Origin of the sequence: Candidatus Gorgyraea atricola, assembly GCA_030765235.1 — a bacterium.
In the GTDB taxonomy this organism is placed as follows: Bacteria; Omnitrophota; Gorgyraeia; order Gorgyraeales; family Gorgyraeaceae; genus Gorgyraea; species Gorgyraea atricola.
In genome coordinates this window covers 137,598-151,418 of record JAVCCW010000029.1, presented here as the reverse complement: position 1 = coordinate 151,418, position 13,821 = coordinate 137,598, and the positions used below count along the sequence as shown (strand labels likewise).

17 protein-coding genes are annotated in these 13,821 nt (G+C 41.2%); all 17 read right to left on the bottom strand.

The features are described 5' to 3' along the window. Positions 1-109: 109 nt before the first annotated feature. The 17 genes from rdgB to P9L93_06225 all read right to left on the bottom strand — a co-directional run bounded on the left by rdgB (position 110) and on the right by P9L93_06225 (position 13,766). Positions 110-715, bottom strand: a complete 606-nt coding sequence (gene rdgB / locus P9L93_06305; protein MDP8230699.1) for an RdgB/HAM1 family non-canonical purine NTP pyrophosphatase — start codon at positions 713-715, stop codon at positions 110-112. Next, positions 715-1,407 carry a ribonuclease PH gene (gene rph / locus P9L93_06300; GenBank protein ID MDP8230698.1) on the bottom strand — a complete coding sequence of 231 codons (693 nt, stop codon included), beginning with the start codon at positions 1,405-1,407 and terminating at the stop codon, positions 715-717. Before rph ends, rdgB begins: the two co-directional genes overlap by 1 nt. A 10-nt stretch (positions 1,408-1,417) precedes the next feature. Beyond that, positions 1,418-1,903: a FumA C-terminus/TtdB family hydratase beta subunit gene (locus P9L93_06295; GenBank protein MDP8230697.1), complete on the bottom strand. Its 486-nt coding sequence runs from the start codon at positions 1,901-1,903 to the stop codon at positions 1,418-1,420. Between the two features lie 48 nt (positions 1,904-1,951). Next, the gene (locus tag P9L93_06290) at positions 1,952-2,761 is read right to left on the bottom strand and encodes a fumarate hydratase (protein ID MDP8230696.1); all 810 of its coding nucleotides are present in this window, start codon (positions 2,759-2,761) and stop codon (positions 1,952-1,954) included. After that, on the bottom strand, positions 2,761-3,438 hold the full coding sequence (locus P9L93_06285) for a 7-carboxy-7-deazaguanine synthase QueE (GenBank protein MDP8230695.1): 678 nt from the start codon (positions 3,436-3,438) through the stop codon (positions 2,761-2,763). The genes P9L93_06290 and P9L93_06285 overlap by 1 nt, the downstream gene beginning before the upstream one ends. Continuing rightward, complete coding sequence (gene queC, locus P9L93_06280) at positions 3,435-4,043, bottom strand: 7-cyano-7-deazaguanine synthase QueC (protein MDP8230694.1); 609 nt, start codon at positions 4,041-4,043, stop codon at positions 3,435-3,437. Before queC ends, P9L93_06285 begins: the two co-directional genes overlap by 4 nt. Before the next feature lie 22 nt (positions 4,044-4,065). Beyond that, positions 4,066-4,941: a tyrosine recombinase XerC gene (gene xerC / locus P9L93_06275; protein MDP8230693.1), complete on the bottom strand. Its 876-nt coding sequence runs from the start codon at positions 4,939-4,941 to the stop codon at positions 4,066-4,068. A 62-nt stretch (positions 4,942-5,003) separates the two neighbouring features. Next, on the bottom strand, positions 5,004-6,983 hold the full coding sequence (topA, locus tag P9L93_06270) for a type I DNA topoisomerase (GenBank protein MDP8230692.1): 1,980 nt from the start codon (positions 6,981-6,983) through the stop codon (positions 5,004-5,006). Then, positions 6,984-8,084 carry a DNA-processing protein DprA gene (gene dprA, locus P9L93_06265; protein MDP8230691.1) on the bottom strand — a complete coding sequence of 367 codons (1,101 nt, stop codon included), beginning with the start codon at positions 8,082-8,084 and terminating at the stop codon, positions 6,984-6,986. Further along, the gene (locus P9L93_06260) at positions 8,077-8,343 is read right to left on the bottom strand and encodes a Txe/YoeB family addiction module toxin (GenBank protein MDP8230690.1); all 267 of its coding nucleotides are present in this window, start codon (positions 8,341-8,343) and stop codon (positions 8,077-8,079) included. Before P9L93_06260 ends, dprA begins: the two co-directional genes overlap by 8 nt. Then, positions 8,337-8,579, bottom strand: a complete 243-nt coding sequence (locus P9L93_06255) for a type II toxin-antitoxin system Phd/YefM family antitoxin (protein ID MDP8230689.1) — start codon at positions 8,577-8,579, stop codon at positions 8,337-8,339. Before P9L93_06255 ends, P9L93_06260 begins: the two co-directional genes overlap by 7 nt. Before the next feature lie 145 nt (positions 8,580-8,724). Then, a complete protein-coding gene (locus tag P9L93_06250; protein ID MDP8230688.1) occupies positions 8,725-8,979 on the bottom strand; it encodes a type II toxin-antitoxin system RelE/ParE family toxin in 255 nt (84 codons plus the stop codon). Beyond that, a complete protein-coding gene (locus tag P9L93_06245) occupies positions 8,976-9,200 on the bottom strand; it encodes a hypothetical protein (protein MDP8230687.1) in 225 nt (74 codons plus the stop codon). The genes P9L93_06250 and P9L93_06245 overlap by 4 nt, the downstream gene beginning before the upstream one ends. 401 nt (positions 9,201-9,601) lie before the next feature. Next, entirely contained in the window at positions 9,602-10,939 is a 1,338-nt protein-coding gene (locus tag P9L93_06240) for a hypothetical protein (protein ID MDP8230686.1), read from the bottom strand. Between the two features lie 104 nt (positions 10,940-11,043). Then, positions 11,044-12,957 carry a hypothetical protein gene (locus P9L93_06235; GenBank protein ID MDP8230685.1) on the bottom strand — a complete coding sequence of 638 codons (1,914 nt, stop codon included), beginning with the start codon at positions 12,955-12,957 and terminating at the stop codon, positions 11,044-11,046. Positions 12,958-13,010: 53 nt separating this feature from the next. After that, positions 13,011-13,184, bottom strand: coding sequence for a hypothetical protein (locus P9L93_06230; GenBank protein MDP8230684.1), 174 nt, complete (start codon positions 13,182-13,184; stop codon positions 13,011-13,013). Positions 13,185-13,265: 81 nt separating this feature from the next. Beyond that, the gene (locus P9L93_06225; GenBank protein MDP8230683.1) at positions 13,266-13,766 is read right to left on the bottom strand and encodes a shikimate kinase; all 501 of its coding nucleotides are present in this window, start codon (positions 13,764-13,766) and stop codon (positions 13,266-13,268) included. Positions 13,767-13,821 lie beyond the last annotated feature (55 nt).

Below are 13,821 nucleotides of genomic sequence, written 5' to 3'. Positions count from 1 at the left end.
TACTTGGGCATGCCGTATAATTTTATCAGTACTACCTCAAAAAGTCAACCCTTCGACGCGCTCGCACTAATTAAGCTTGCGAGCTCGCTTGCTCAGGGTTGACCCTGAGCTAAGTCGAACGGGTCAAAACGTATCTTTTTATAACCTTCTTTGCCTTTACCAGGGCCTTGCTTCTATGGCTTATCTTGTTTTTCCTGCGTATGCCTATTTCCGCAAAGGTCTTTTTGTGATCCTCGGGTATAAAAACAGGGTCATATCCGAATCCGGCCTTACCCCTTGGCTCAAACCCTATCTTGCCTTTGCACTTACCTTCTACTGTGCCAACTATCTTTCCTCTATCAGCAACAGCTACCACGCATCTAAAACATGCCTTTCTCTTCGCAGCAGGCACATCTCTAAGCAACCTCAAGACCTTTTGATTATTGCTGCTATACGTAGCGCCTTTACCTGAGAAACGCGCAGAGTACACACCTGGCTTGTTCCTAAGGGCCAGGACCTCTAACCCAGAATCATCTGCTACTGCCAATTTTTTCAAATAACGTGAGACCTGTACTGCCTTTTTCTTTGCATTGGCCTCCAGAATCTTGCCATCCTCTATTACTTCTGGAACACCCTTAAAGTTATTCAGAGATACGACCTTTATGCGCAGGCCTTTTAGAAGCGCCTTTATTTCCTCGAGCTTATCCTGATTCCTCGTGGCTACAACGATCTCCATCACAGATCTATCTTTAAAACATTTCGCTGAATACCAATAAGTTCTTTGATCCCTTTTTCCGCAAGCAAGATCATCTTATCCAGCTCTTTTTTGGAAAACGGGTTCTTCTCTGCTGTACCCTGCACTTCAACGAGCTTACCAGCGCCTGTCATAACCACATTCATGTCGACTTCTGCCTTTGAATCCTTTTCATAGTCCAAGTCCAGGCATAATTTCCCGTCGACAACTCCCACGCTCACTGCAGCGATATAATCATTCACAGGGATTTCACTTATAATATTTTCCTTTTTTAAAAAAACTAGCGCCTCTATAAGCGCGATAAAGCTTCCAGTAATGCTCGCGGTACGCGTACCGCCATCGCCCTGTATCACGTCACAATCAATCCACACAGTCCTCTCGCCCAGTTTTTTAAGATCGACTACTGAGCGCAAGCTCCTCCCAATAAGACGCTGTATCTCCTGTGTGCGGCCACTGGGCTTACCAGCTGACGACTCCCTTCGTATCCTAGTGCCACACGAGCGCGGAAGCATGCCATACTCTGCTGTTACCCAGCCAGTACCTTTGCCTCTTAAAAAAGGTGGTACCTTGTTTTCCACAGACGCAGTGCAGATAATCTTTGTATTGCCGACCTCTATAGTGCATGAACCTTCTGCAAATCTCATGGTGTTCTTCTTTATCTTTATCTTCCTCATACATCCTCCATTATTTAATAGCTACTATTGCCGGGAAATCTTTTACTATTAACCTACGGATCGCTTCTGTACCGAGATCTTTATATGCTACGACTTTGCTCGAACACACTTTTTCAGATAAATACGCGCCAGCACCGCCAATTGTAATAAAATATACTGCGCCAGATTTTTTTATTGCCCGGCCTACATCTTTTGACCTCTCGCCTTTTCCAATTATGCCAAGAAGGCCTTGCTTTAACAATGCAGGTGTAAATACATCCATCCTCGCGCTTGTAGTCGGGCCGCAAGAACCAATAACCTGGCCTTTTCTCGCAGGCGTAGGCCCAGTATAATAGATGGTCTCGTCTTTAATTGAAACAGGCGATCTCTTTGCCTCAACCATTCTTTTATGCGCCGCGTCACGAGCAGTCAGAAGAGGTCCATTCAACAAGACCCACTCCCCAGGCTTCAGTTTTTTTATAACAGCTTTTGTTAAAGGTAGCTTTATCTTTTTCATAATTTATTATCTTAGCTGATAGCTGAAGGTTGACAGCTGAAAGCTAACTTAAATTACTTTCTTCGCATCCCTTGTAGCATGACAGCTAATATTTACCGCAACTGGCAGCCCTGCAATGTGCGTCGGGTATGTCAAGATACTCACACCCAACACTATTCCCCTCTTATTGACTCTCTTTAGTATTTCTTTTTCTAGTTTCGCAATGTGCGCTTTTCTATTATGCTTGCCTATTGGCCGCAGTATTGCCTCTTTGGAAAGAGACACTGTTTTATCAAGCGTACCTCCTATACCAATACCTATATACATAGGAGGGCATGCCTTTGAACCCAGCTCTTTAATGATGCTAGCTACAAAATTCACAATAGAAGAACCGGGATCAGTGGGCCTGAACATCCTGGTCCTTGAGGCATTCTCACAACCAAACCCCTTTACTACAAGGGCTATCCTTATCTTGTTCCCAGAAACGAGCTTTACATGAATTACTGGCGGCAGGTTTGTATTGGTATTGGTACGCATCAATGGATCCCTTACAATAGACTTCCTGAAATAACCGTCTTTATATGCACCTCTTACGCCGTCTGCCACAGCCTTATTAACATCACCTTTTATCCTCACATCCTGGCCTATCTCCAGATACACGACCACCATGCCTGTATCCTGACATATAGGAAGGCGTTTGCGTTTAGCAATCGCGGCATTATATATAATTATATCCAGCATACGCTTCGCCTTGGCGCTGGTTTCTTTTTTTCTTGCGCGCCTAAGCGCAGAAAGTACATCTGGCCGCAGCTCGAGGTTTGCCTTTATGCAAAGCCCCTTGACTGCCTTAACTATGAGATCACTATTTACAGTGCGCATCACTTTACTCCTAAAAATTTATGCATCTGCGGTATTATTCTGACATTAGACAGTCTCTCCCTCGCGCTTTCAAAGAAAATCGGTAATAGATCTATCTTTTCCAAGCCACCATTGCTGCTTGCTGGCTGAAGTATAAAGGTTATATTCTTATCTACTTTCTCGACTATAGACGCGGCTGTATTGATATCTGATAAAAGTGTCTGAGAAATAATCACCGATTTCACAAACACCTCTTTCTTAGCCGCTTCTTTTAGGAAAATAGAATGTTCATCCCAGTATGGCCTTAGGCCGGTTGAGGAAGGAAGCTTGAAATCCATGCTTATTATATCCACATACTTCAATATCTTTAAAAGCTCGGCTGTCAATATACCATTTGTCTCAAGGTATATCCTTCGGTTCTCCTTTTTCAAAGCTGGGAGCACTTCTCTTAAGAAATCCGCGTGTAACAGCGGCTCGCCACCTGTAAGAGAGATATTTCTCTTGCCGGATATCACGATCTCCTTTATGAGTTCAGAGGCCTCGTATTCTGAAAATTCGTCTTTCTTCCTTTTTTTCTCATCACAGAACCTGCAGGAGATATTGCATCCATGGAACCTGATAAAGAGCTGTCTCTCTCCCACATAAAGCCCTTCGCCCTGGATAGAAGTAAACATCTCTATGATCCTGGCTTTACTCATAATTTAAACCCCTTTGCTCTTAGCCTGCAGGCATCGCACCTGAGGCACGGTTTTCTATCGCCCTTGTAGCATGACCATGTAAGTTCAAAAGGTACGCCGAGTTTTTTCCCAATAGAGACTATCTCCTTCTTTGTCTTGTAAAGAAGCGGTGTTTCTATTTTTATTCCCCTGGACCTTGTCGCCTTCTTTACCAGCTCATTGAATTTCTTAAAATACAGGGGTCTACAGTCAGGGTAACCTGAAAAATCCCTTGCATTTGCGCCAATAAAAATGGCCTTTGCGCCTATTGCCTCTGCGAATGAGAGCGCAAAACTAATAAAGACCGTATTCCTGGCAGCGACATATGTAACAGGCACGCCCGAAGACTTTCTATTCTCAGGGACTTTGATTTTCCTGTCTAATAGCGCGCTATTCTTCCAGGGTAGCTTAATTTTTAATACAAAATAATCTGACTTTGCTAATCTTTTAGCAAAGCCTATCTCTTTTTTATGCCTCTGTCCATAATCAAAAATAAGACAGTAGACCTTGTATCCTCTTTTTCTCGCAAGAAAAAGCGTAACTGCTGAATCCATTCCACCTGAAAGTAGTATCACTGCCTTTTTCATTACACATTACACCTTACACAATTTACGCGCGCGGGTGCACCTTGTCATAGATCGACTTTAAACGCTCTGTTGTAACGTGCGTATAGATCTGCGTCGTAGACAGATTCGCGTGCCCTAAAAGCTCCTGTACAGACCTCAGATCCGCGCCCCTGTCCAAAAGATGCGTCGCGAAAGAATGTCTCAGAGAATGCGGTGATATCTTTTCGCTAAGACTTGTTTTTCGTATATATTTATCTATCACGCGCCTCACTGCCCTGTCGCTCATGCGGCGTCCGCTCTTATTGACAAAGACCGCTTTTTTATCCTTTATGCTCGAACTGCCAAGCTTCTCCAGATAATTCCGCATTGCCCTCAATGCCCTGTCACCCACTGGCGCGAGTCGCTCTTTCTTACCCTTGCCATATACTTTTAGAACACCACTTATAAAATCCACCCTGTCTCTATTAAGGCTTACGAGTTCGCTCACGCGTATTCCGCTAGAGTAAAGTGTCTCGAGTATCGCCCTGTCCCTTACTCCATACACATCAGAGGTATCAGGCGACTCAATAAGCATTACCACCTGGTCTATATCTAAAAAAATCGGGAGCCTTTTTTCCAGCTTTGGCGTCTGAAGACCTGTGGCAGGATTTGCCTTGATATATCCCTCCCTGCATAGGAATCTAAAAAAACTCCTCAAGCACGCCATCTTCCTGGCAACAGACCTTTTTGAAAAACTCTTCTCCTTCATGCGCGCCAGAAAAAGCCTTACATCCACATGTGAGATCTTCTCCAGCGCTTTTTCCTTGATCGATCCGTCAAACTCCTTGAGGTCTATCTGATAGTTCGTAATGGTATGCTGCGAGGCATTCTTCTCGATCCTTAGATAGGTCATGAACTTCTGGATATACCGCTCTAGCATATAAACTTTATTCCCTTTCCCACTGTAGCCCAGGTTTAAACCTGGGCTACAGTGGGAAAGGATTAGGGTGAGGGCAGCCTGCGCGTCATAAATCTGCACTTTGGATAGTTTGAGCAGCCATAGAAATGCCGGCCACGCTTAGAACGCCTTTCAATAAGCCTGCCGCCGCAGCCTGATTCCGGGCAAGTCACGCTTGTCGGGATCGGCCTTGCGAATCTACAGTTTGGAAAATCAGAACAGCTGAGGAACCTGCCAAGCCTGCCCCATTTTATTACCATTGGCTTTCCGCATTTTTCACAGATCTCAGAAGTGGGAACAGATTCACCCTTGACCTTTCTCATGTTTACCTTCGCATACGCAAGATCTTTCTCAAAAGGCCCGTAAAAAGCCTTCATGATCTCTAATTTCTGCTTCTTGCCTTCCTCGATCTCATCCAGCTCTTCTTCCATCTTTGCTGTAAATTTATAATCCAGGATATCCGCAAAATTCTTCATTAAAAGATCAGTCACTACCATACCTAATTCAGATGGATGAAAATACCCCTCTTTCCGTTTTACATAATTCCTGGCAACCACTGTATAAAGAATAGGCGCGTAAGTGCTTGGTCTTCCTATGCCGTGATCTTCCAGAGCCTTTACCAGGGACGCGTCTGAAAATCTCGCTGGAGGTTTTGTAAAATGCTGGCTGGGGTCTAGTTTTATAAGAACGAGTTTTTCATTGGCCTCTAAAGCTGGTAGGATCTTTTCTCCCTTATTATTGTTTTCTTTTTCCTCTGCCACTTCATAGACAACGCTAAAACCAGAAAAGATCTTCTGCGATCCCTGTGCTTTAAAGATACATCGGCCTGCTTTTATCTCCACGCTCATCACTGAAAATACCGCGGGAGACATCTGGCTGGATACAAAACGATTCCATATAAGCGTATAAAGCTTGTACTGATCCTGGCTCAAGTAACTCTTTACGCTCTCTGGTTCGCGTAATGGCAATGTCGGCCTTATGGCCTCGTGCGCCTCTTGCGCGCCCTTCTTTGATTTAAATTTATTAGGCGTGGCAGGTATATAGTCCTTGCCGTATTTTTTAGTTATATAACTCTTTGCAGCCTCTGTGGAATCCTTTGATAGCCTCACAGCATCAGTTCGCATATATGTGATAAGGCCCTCATTGGCTTCCTCGCCTATATTCAGGCCTTCATACAGCTGCTGCGCGATACTCATGGTCTTTGACGCGGGAAAACGTAATTTGTAAAACGCGTCCTGCTGGAGCTTTGATGTGGTAAAAGGCGGCTGCGCGTATTTTTTCTTCTGCTTTTTCTGCACATCTGAGACAACAAAATCCTCTTTCTTTAAATCAGCGACTATCTTTTCTGCTTCAGGCTGTTTTGAAAGTTTTATCTTTTTTCCATCTACCTTATCGAGCTTTGCAGTGAATTTCGAATCTGGCACCTTTGATTTTTCCAGCTCTGCCTCCACGTCCCAATATTCCTGCGACACAAAAGCCCTTATCTCATTCTCTCTTTCAACGATCATCCTTACAGCCACTGACTGCACCCTTCCTGCTGAAAGCCCTCTTCCGACCTTTCTCCAGAGAAGCGGACTGATGCTATACCCAACAAGTCTGTCTAACATCCTTCTTGCCTGCTGCGCGTTAACCTTATCAATGTCGATCTTCCCAGGATGCTTGAACGCTTCTTTAATCGCGTCCTTTGTGATCTCGTGAAACGCTATCCTGTATATATTTTTCTTCTTCCCAAAGAGATTACAAAGATGCCAGCTTATGGCCTCGCCCTCTCTATCAGGATCAGTTGCGAGAAATATCTTTTCCATGCCCTTTGCTTCCTTTTTTAAGGCAGCGGCCTGCTTTTTCTTCCTGGGTATCGTGACATACTGGGCCTTGAAATCATCCTCCACGTCTATGCCCATCTTAGAGCTTGGCAGATCTACGATGTGGCCCATTGAAGAACGCACTACATAGTCCTTGCCCAGTATCTTATTTATAGTATTTGCCTTGGCAGGTGATTCAACTATTACAAGTGATTTAGGCATTTAATTCTCCTTTACAAAATTCTTTCCTGGTAGCTGTCTTGCGAACTTCTTTATCTCGAGATTCAATAAAATACTCGATATCTCGCTCACTCTCAGCTTGAGCGCGCAAGATAGCTCATCTATATGCTGAGGTTCGCTGGTTAAAAGATTATACACCAAACTCTCGCATTTGTCCAATCTAGGAGATAAATATTCTTTATTATTATATATACCTATTCGACCTACGCGGTCGGATAGGTTCAATTCCTCGAGTATATCCTCTACGGTTTCAGCGAGTTTTGCGCCTTGTTTGATCAGTTTATTAGTACCTTTTGAGGTATTTGAGTCTACTTTGCCAGGGACAGCAAAGACCTCCCTGCCTTCCTGCAGCGCGCAATCAGCTGTAATGAGCGCGCCGCTGCGCTCGGCTGCCTCTACTACGACTACTCCCTTGGAAAAGCCATTTATGATCCTGTTCCTCTTTGGGAAATTGCCCTTGTCAGGAATTGTAAGCATTGGGTATTCAGAGATCACAGCGCCATTCTCTGAGATCTCTTCCGCGAGAATCCTATGCTCTTCAGGATATATATTTATAAGGCCTGAGCCCAGGATCGCGAGTGTGCGGCCTTTTGCCTTTAAAGCGCCTTTATGTGAACTTGAATCAATACCTCTTGCCAGGCCTGAGACAACTGTAACGCCTCTCGCGGCTAACTCAAATCCAAGCCTCTCAGCAGTCTTCATGCCGTAAAAAGATGCGCGCCGCGACCCAACTATCGCCACTGCCAGATCATCCTCAGAAATGATCTCGCCCATCACATATAGAACCACTGGCGGGTCATAGATATTCTTAAGGTTCTTAGGATAGTCCTTGTCTAATAGGGTTATAATCTTTATATTGTTCTTTTTGATTAGCTCCAACTCATTAGACACATCTATTTCTCTTATACCATGCCATATCTTAGGCGCGATCTTAGAGCCAATTCCCCCTACTCCCTCAAGATCCTTTTGCCCAGCCTTAAAGATCTTCCCTGCCGACCCAAAACACTCTAAGAGCGCCTGCGTCCTAATACTCCCCAAGTCCTCGATCATGTTAAGGATAAGGAATCTTTCTGCATCATTCATAATGAGTCCACATGCGAATGACCTTCACTACTTTGTATCGCTTTATCACCTGATAAATAATGCGATGGTGAATGTTTATCCTGCGGGAATAAGCGCCTTTTAAATCACCTACTAATTTTTCAAAAGGAGGATGGGTCTGGAATGGATTATGTTTTAGGATCTCGAGTACAGCCTCGGCCTTTGGCCGCAGGCCTGCCTTAGAAAGTTTCTTGGCATCTTTCTGAGCCTGTTTTATATAAACAAGTTTCCACTCTACCATTTTAATTTTTTGCTGCACTTCTTAATAGGAGTCTTCAGTCCCTTGCGAACAGACTCCCTCATGCCCGGTATCGAGAGAAGATACAGGGTCTCCTGAATCGCTCGCCAATCCTCTTCTGATATAAGGATAGCATTATGCCTTTTACCTGATATCTGAATAGGCTCATGCGACTCAGCTGATTTATCCAGCAGTTTATACAGATTAGCCCTAGCTTCACTAGCAGTAAGCGTCGTCATATCAATCACCCCCCCCCTCTACTTAAAGCGTACCATATTACGTACGTAATGTCAATAGGGGTTCCTCTCCTTATATATAAGACACATTAACTACCCCACTTTCTTTCAAATATTTTAGATTTTTTTAGGGGGGCTTGAAAGATGACTAACGATAAACGTCTTTTCTATGCTTTACTCTGTAGATGATAACCTCTTTTAAGGAGTCATTGATACGATATAATATTCTGAAATTTCCCACTCTGACTCTATAGCCTTGTTCATTTGTGAGTTTCTTAGATCCAAAAGGTCTGGGATTATCTGATAAGAATAGGATCCTTCTTTTGATAAAATCAAAATCTTTACCTATCATATCATCAAGGTCTTTTTGAGCCTTAGGGATAATCTTTAATTTATATTTCATGCCTTTCGCTTCTTGAGATAGTCATCGAAATCTATTGCGGACTTCTCATCAAGACGCAGCTTTTTAAAATCGATCATGTCCTCTATCATCTCCTCGCGCTGAAGCTGCTCCCGCAGGGCCTTTTCTACGAAAAAACCTTGTTTAAGTCCGTGAGAATGACAAAAATCTTTGATCATGTGAATCAGAGACTTCTCGATTTTTATTGAAAATACACCCTTCATAGTTTACCACCTCCAATATGAGTATACCATGAAAGGTATGCTTTGTAAAGTAAAAGTAAGAAAAAGTATACTTTGACCAATACACATAATCCGTGCCCTCATACATATAAGACACATCAAGTGCCTTATTTTCTTTCAATTTTTTTTAGGGCTGTGGGGCGTGCCCCGTTCCAAATTCTTAAAGATCACCAAGTAATCCATTAGAATTGCACGCAAGTAGTTCCAAAAAATAAATCGCGCATCACTCAGAATTTGGAATGGGGCGTGCCCCGTTCCAAATTCTTAAAGATCACCAAGTAATCCATTAGAATTGCACGCAAGTAGTTCCAAAAAATAAATCGCGCATCACTCAGAATTTGGAATGGGGTTCAATTTTTTTTAGATTTTTTTAGGAGGGCTTGTTACATGTTTACTTGCGCAGATCTACAATGCGCAAGAAAGTCTTTATAATTATCTAGTCCGACTGGGATATTTTCTATGGTAGATAGAATAGAAAGATTTATTTCAAACTCCTTGATTCCTTCCTTTATATCTTCAAACTTTTCTTTTATTGATTTTGTTAATCTATTTTTTTTAAATCCCCACTTACGCGGCAAATTTGCTAAATATAAACCTATGACATGAAGTGGAAATTTAAGGCTCTCATTCAAGTAACACTCAGCATCATTATCTATATTAAATTTATGATTTCCGAAAAAGCTTAGAATTTTCTCACGAGCAATCCTATATTTAATCCTAAAATCCTCCTCCTTAGTTTTTACATCCTTAGTATTATTAGAATAATGTTCGAAATATTCTACATATGCCTTCTTGAGTTCTGGTAAATCTTTTTCAAGTAGCCCCTTTGCAAATTCTCGAATTGATAAAATTGATAAAAGTTCATGCTGGGATTTAAAATTAAATTTTTTAAAATACCAGATCATCTGCTTTAACTCAGAAGCGCTGTCTTTGATGCCTTTGCCACTAGTACCTAAAGCATAATCTTCTGACTCAAAGACTTTGATAAGGTTTTTCATAACAAATAGTGTTACATAATCTGGGATATCAGTTGAAGGTTTTAGAAATATTTCTATTTCATCGCCTTTCTTTATTACCTTTGCGAGCGCTTGATAGATATTAAATTTTTCAGTCTTTTTCATATTTTTTGTCTTGAAAAATAATTCTATTTTAGAAGTGGATTTGAATTCATCTCTGATTATTTTCTTATATTCGGCCAATGCATTTAAAATATTCTCATTAGGTTCAATATGCAAATCATGCCCCAATTTCACCTTGGCATGTAATTCGCCTTTTGGCCCAACTCTGATTTTAGGGTTGAGCTCAAAACCTATTACCTCAGATACAGCAAGATCAGTGGCCACCAAAACAAACGAAAGCCCTTTGATACTTTTATCTCGATTTTTATAGCCGCCAACAGCCCTACCGTCATTTATAAAATCTCTTGCGACCATCGTAGTAACAAATAGTGGCTTCTGGTATTTACTTTCATAGAACGGGATTGTCTGCCTTCCTATCTGTTCAATTTTCCCTATCTCCATTAAAGCAACTTGTGTTGTTACAGTTGACTCCAAACTATAGTACATCCCACACATTTCACGTATACGGGTATGCGTAGAGTCATCTATTCTCACTCTAAGAAAATCATCCGCGCGCAAAGATCCTGCAAGCAAAAACAGCACTACAAAAGTCGACAATGCTCCCTTAATCCCTGAATTATACTTTTTCTTAAACAATGTCATAGTCTTAAAAATAACCACCCACACTACAGACAGTTTCCCGATTGATTTGAAGACAGCTTCCCGAACAACTTGGTAGACGTCTCCAGGGCTTTATATCCAGGGCTTTATAACTGCTTTCTCAAGGTCTCGAGATTACCGTTATTCAACAAAGACTCGATACTCTCGGATGGAGAAAATTGTGATTTGAGATAGTCTAGCACAACTTCAAGATCATTGATTAATTCATCTATATCTTCATAAGGATTAGTACTACTCGCTGCAAATCTCATTAGTATCTGGTTTAGTTCATCAGAAACATATGGACAGATTTTTTTTGCGTTAACAGCATAATCATCCTTATTAAGATCGTCATCATCTATACCATATTCAGAAAGATCATCTTCGTCATCGCTGTATAACTGCGCCATAACTAACTTACATAATGAGTTTCCAATATTTGAAATAACTTTTTTCTCAATTTGCCTAGGAGCGGGCTCATTAAAGTCTATCAGGATAGGTTTTCCTGCCCTAGTTTCATCGATAATGATATGATCTAAATCAAATTCATGATAAAACATCCTTTGGTCATTCTTTAATACGTGTTTTTCCGCGTTAACTGCTTCTACAAATTTCTCTAATAATATCGGGAATAACTCCTTATAATAACGTTTATGATCCACCCCTTCTAAATCACTATAGTCTTCTAATGTCTTGCCTTCAATAAAATCTTGTACAATCAAGATCTTTCCTGATTCATCTTCTAAAGCATATCCTTTAACTATATTATCATGAGGAGGAACTAGCTCGAAGAAGGCTTTTTCGTATACTGAGCTATTTCTATCTCCTTGAAACTTAAGCACTACTTTCTTTTGTCTTTTTGAATCATCAGCCTTATACACATTAGTATACAGCTCCTTCAGAATCACAAACTCATCTTCTTCTATTTTAATGATTAATTTTTCTTCAGTAATCATTCTTCTGAGCTCAGTAATAATTTTGATGGTTTCTGGAAGAACATCTCGAATCCCTAATAGCTTATCTTCTTCTACCTCTATTCCATCCAAAACAGCCTGAATAGTTTGACGCGCTAATTCATCAATAGGACCAATATCATCTTTTTTATTACTGAGCGTTCCTAGTTTAAGTCTTAAACCTCGGTTTAAGACCTCTATCATCTCATCTCGATTAAGTTTTATCATCGTCTTTAAATCTGGTTCGATTAGCAACAAGCTCTTATACATCTTCTCAATCACATATGGTTGCCCTTTTTCCATCAGATACTGGAGATCTCCATAAATTAAAGTAATATTTAGGCCTACTTGATGCAACGCTGCATAAGGAATATCTTTCCTTAAATCTGTTGGAATGGACTCAAATAAATCCCTATCGCTAACTATTTCAAAAATTAACTCCTGATCTTTTACCATCCTATGCCACATTCTCTCGATATCTCCCAAAACTTCTTCTGCAATTTTTTTGACTGCATCATGCCTTGTCTCTCGACTTATCTTAAGCTCGATAGTAGGGCTTCCGCCTAAAGTATGAACAGGCCTCAGCGCTCTTCTTCCTGTAATCTCATAACCATGACTCTTTGCATATTCTTGAAAAAAATCAGCTTCCTGCTTCACTGTAATTTTCGTATTTCCGCTTAGTGTAGATATGAGTACGACTGCATCGTCTTTAAGAGTAGATAAAATAGCTTTGACAAGTTTTTCCTTTTTACTACGTGCAAAACGATTAAGATAATCCAAAACAGCAGGTATAAACACATAACGATAATGTCCTTTGGGAACTCTTACATTTTCAATTAAGCCTCTATAGCTATCGATATCAATCTTATTGACTAAATAAGCTTGCAATGTTCCAGCCTCAAAAATTCTCATATGATCAAATTTATCTTTCAAATGTTTACGCTGCTTAACATTCTCGGATCTATCAGGCTGGACTATGTCTACTCTTTTCGCTCTAACAGCACAAGCCATTGGTAAATAAATCGTACCTCCTTGACCTACAATTAAAACATCGTCATCTAGCCCCATCTCTGTCTGATCAATCGCCCTTGCAATTCCTAGTTCACGCCTTCCAGAAAATCCTATGTTTCGAATGCAGCTTCTGCTTTTAAATTCTTAAATCCCTTAAAACGTTTCTCTATATTTTCTGGATCGATTGGTATACGCAGGGCAAAACATATGCCATTAAGCAATAAAGTTAGGCCTATTGCTATAAATATTATCTTCACATTATACCCTTTTTTAAACATAATCATAATCCAGACAAAAAATAGCCCTTTATTAAGGCTTGTTAGCAGTCTATTGATTCTTATGTAATTATAGCATATAAATAGGGGCTATGCAAGGAGTTTTGAGATCTGGTCGACTACCTGGTCTATGGTGAGGTTGTCAGTGGGGACGCAGTGGTTTGCTTTTTTGTAATAGGGGGCTCGTTTTGCTAGGAGCTCTTCTATTCTCTTCTTTGGGTCTGACACGTTTAGGAGTGGGCGGCAGACATTGCCTTTTGTACGCTGCATTATTGTGTCAGGTGAGGCCTGGAGGCAGATTATAATGCTATTTGGCTTAAGGGTATTGAAATTCTCTTCATCTATTATTGCGCCGCCGCCTGCAGATATTACAAGGTCTTGTTTCTGGCTCGATGCTTTCACGACCTCTTTCTCAAGCTCCCTGAAGTATGGCTCACCCTTTTTCTCGAATATATCCTTAATGGACATGCCCTCTCTCTTCTCAATGATCGCATCCAGCTCCAGAAATTCCCTCTTCAGCTTCTCCGCAAGCCTCTTTGCCACCACAGTCTTCCCAGTCCCCATAAATCCAACCAGCACAACATTCTTCATATTAAACTTATAACATAACTTTACATTTGAAGCAAGACCTTAAATGTAAAGTTAA

What these genes read in the sequence shown, in the direction of transcription:
- rdgB (MDP8230699.1), bottom strand. Translation starts at nt 715, where the DNA reads ATGGAGATCGTTGTAGCCACGAGGAATCAGGATAAGCTCGAGGAAATA.
- rph (MDP8230698.1), bottom strand. Translation starts at nt 1,407, where the DNA reads ATGAGGAAGATAAAGATAAAGAAGAACACCATGAGATTTGCAGAAGGT.
- P9L93_06295 (MDP8230697.1), bottom strand. Translation starts at nt 1,903, where the DNA reads ATGAAAAAGATAAAGCTACCTTTAACAAAAGCTGTTATAAAAAAACTG.
- P9L93_06290 (MDP8230696.1), bottom strand. Translation starts at nt 2,761, where the DNA reads ATGCGCACTGTAAATAGTGATCTCATAGTTAAGGCAGTCAAGGGGCTT.
- P9L93_06285 (MDP8230695.1), bottom strand. Translation starts at nt 3,438, where the DNA reads ATGAGTAAAGCCAGGATCATAGAGATGTTTACTTCTATCCAGGGCGAA.
- queC (MDP8230694.1), bottom strand. Translation starts at nt 4,043, where the DNA reads ATGAAAAAGGCAGTGATACTACTTTCAGGTGGAATGGATTCAGCAGTT.
- xerC (MDP8230693.1), bottom strand. Translation starts at nt 4,941, where the DNA reads ATGCTAGAGCGGTATATCCAGAAGTTCATGACCTATCTAAGGATCGAG.
- topA (MDP8230692.1), bottom strand. Translation starts at nt 6,983, where the DNA reads ATGCCTAAATCACTTGTAATAGTTGAATCACCTGCCAAGGCAAATACT.
- dprA (MDP8230691.1), bottom strand. Translation starts at nt 8,084, where the DNA reads ATGAATGATGCAGAAAGATTCCTTATCCTTAACATGATCGAGGACTTG.
- P9L93_06260 (MDP8230690.1), bottom strand. Translation starts at nt 8,343, where the DNA reads ATGGTAGAGTGGAAACTTGTTTATATAAAACAGGCTCAGAAAGATGCC.
- P9L93_06255 (MDP8230689.1), bottom strand. Translation starts at nt 8,579, where the DNA reads ATGACGACGCTTACTGCTAGTGAAGCTAGGGCTAATCTGTATAAACTG.
- P9L93_06250 (MDP8230688.1), bottom strand. Translation starts at nt 8,979, where the DNA reads ATGAAATATAAATTAAAGATTATCCCTAAGGCTCAAAAAGACCTTGAT.
- P9L93_06245 (MDP8230687.1), bottom strand. Translation starts at nt 9,200, where the DNA reads ATGAAGGGTGTATTTTCAATAAAAATCGAGAAGTCTCTGATTCACATG.
- P9L93_06240 (MDP8230686.1), bottom strand. Translation starts at nt 10,939, where the DNA reads ATGACATTGTTTAAGAAAAAGTATAATTCAGGGATTAAGGGAGCATTG.
- P9L93_06235 (MDP8230685.1), bottom strand. Translation starts at nt 12,957, where the DNA reads ATGGGGCTAGATGACGATGTTTTAATTGTAGGTCAAGGAGGTACGATT.
- P9L93_06230 (MDP8230684.1), bottom strand. Translation starts at nt 13,184, where the DNA reads ATGATTATGTTTAAAAAAGGGTATAATGTGAAGATAATATTTATAGCA.
- P9L93_06225 (MDP8230683.1), bottom strand. Translation starts at nt 13,766, where the DNA reads ATGAAGAATGTTGTGCTGGTTGGATTTATGGGGACTGGGAAGACTGTG.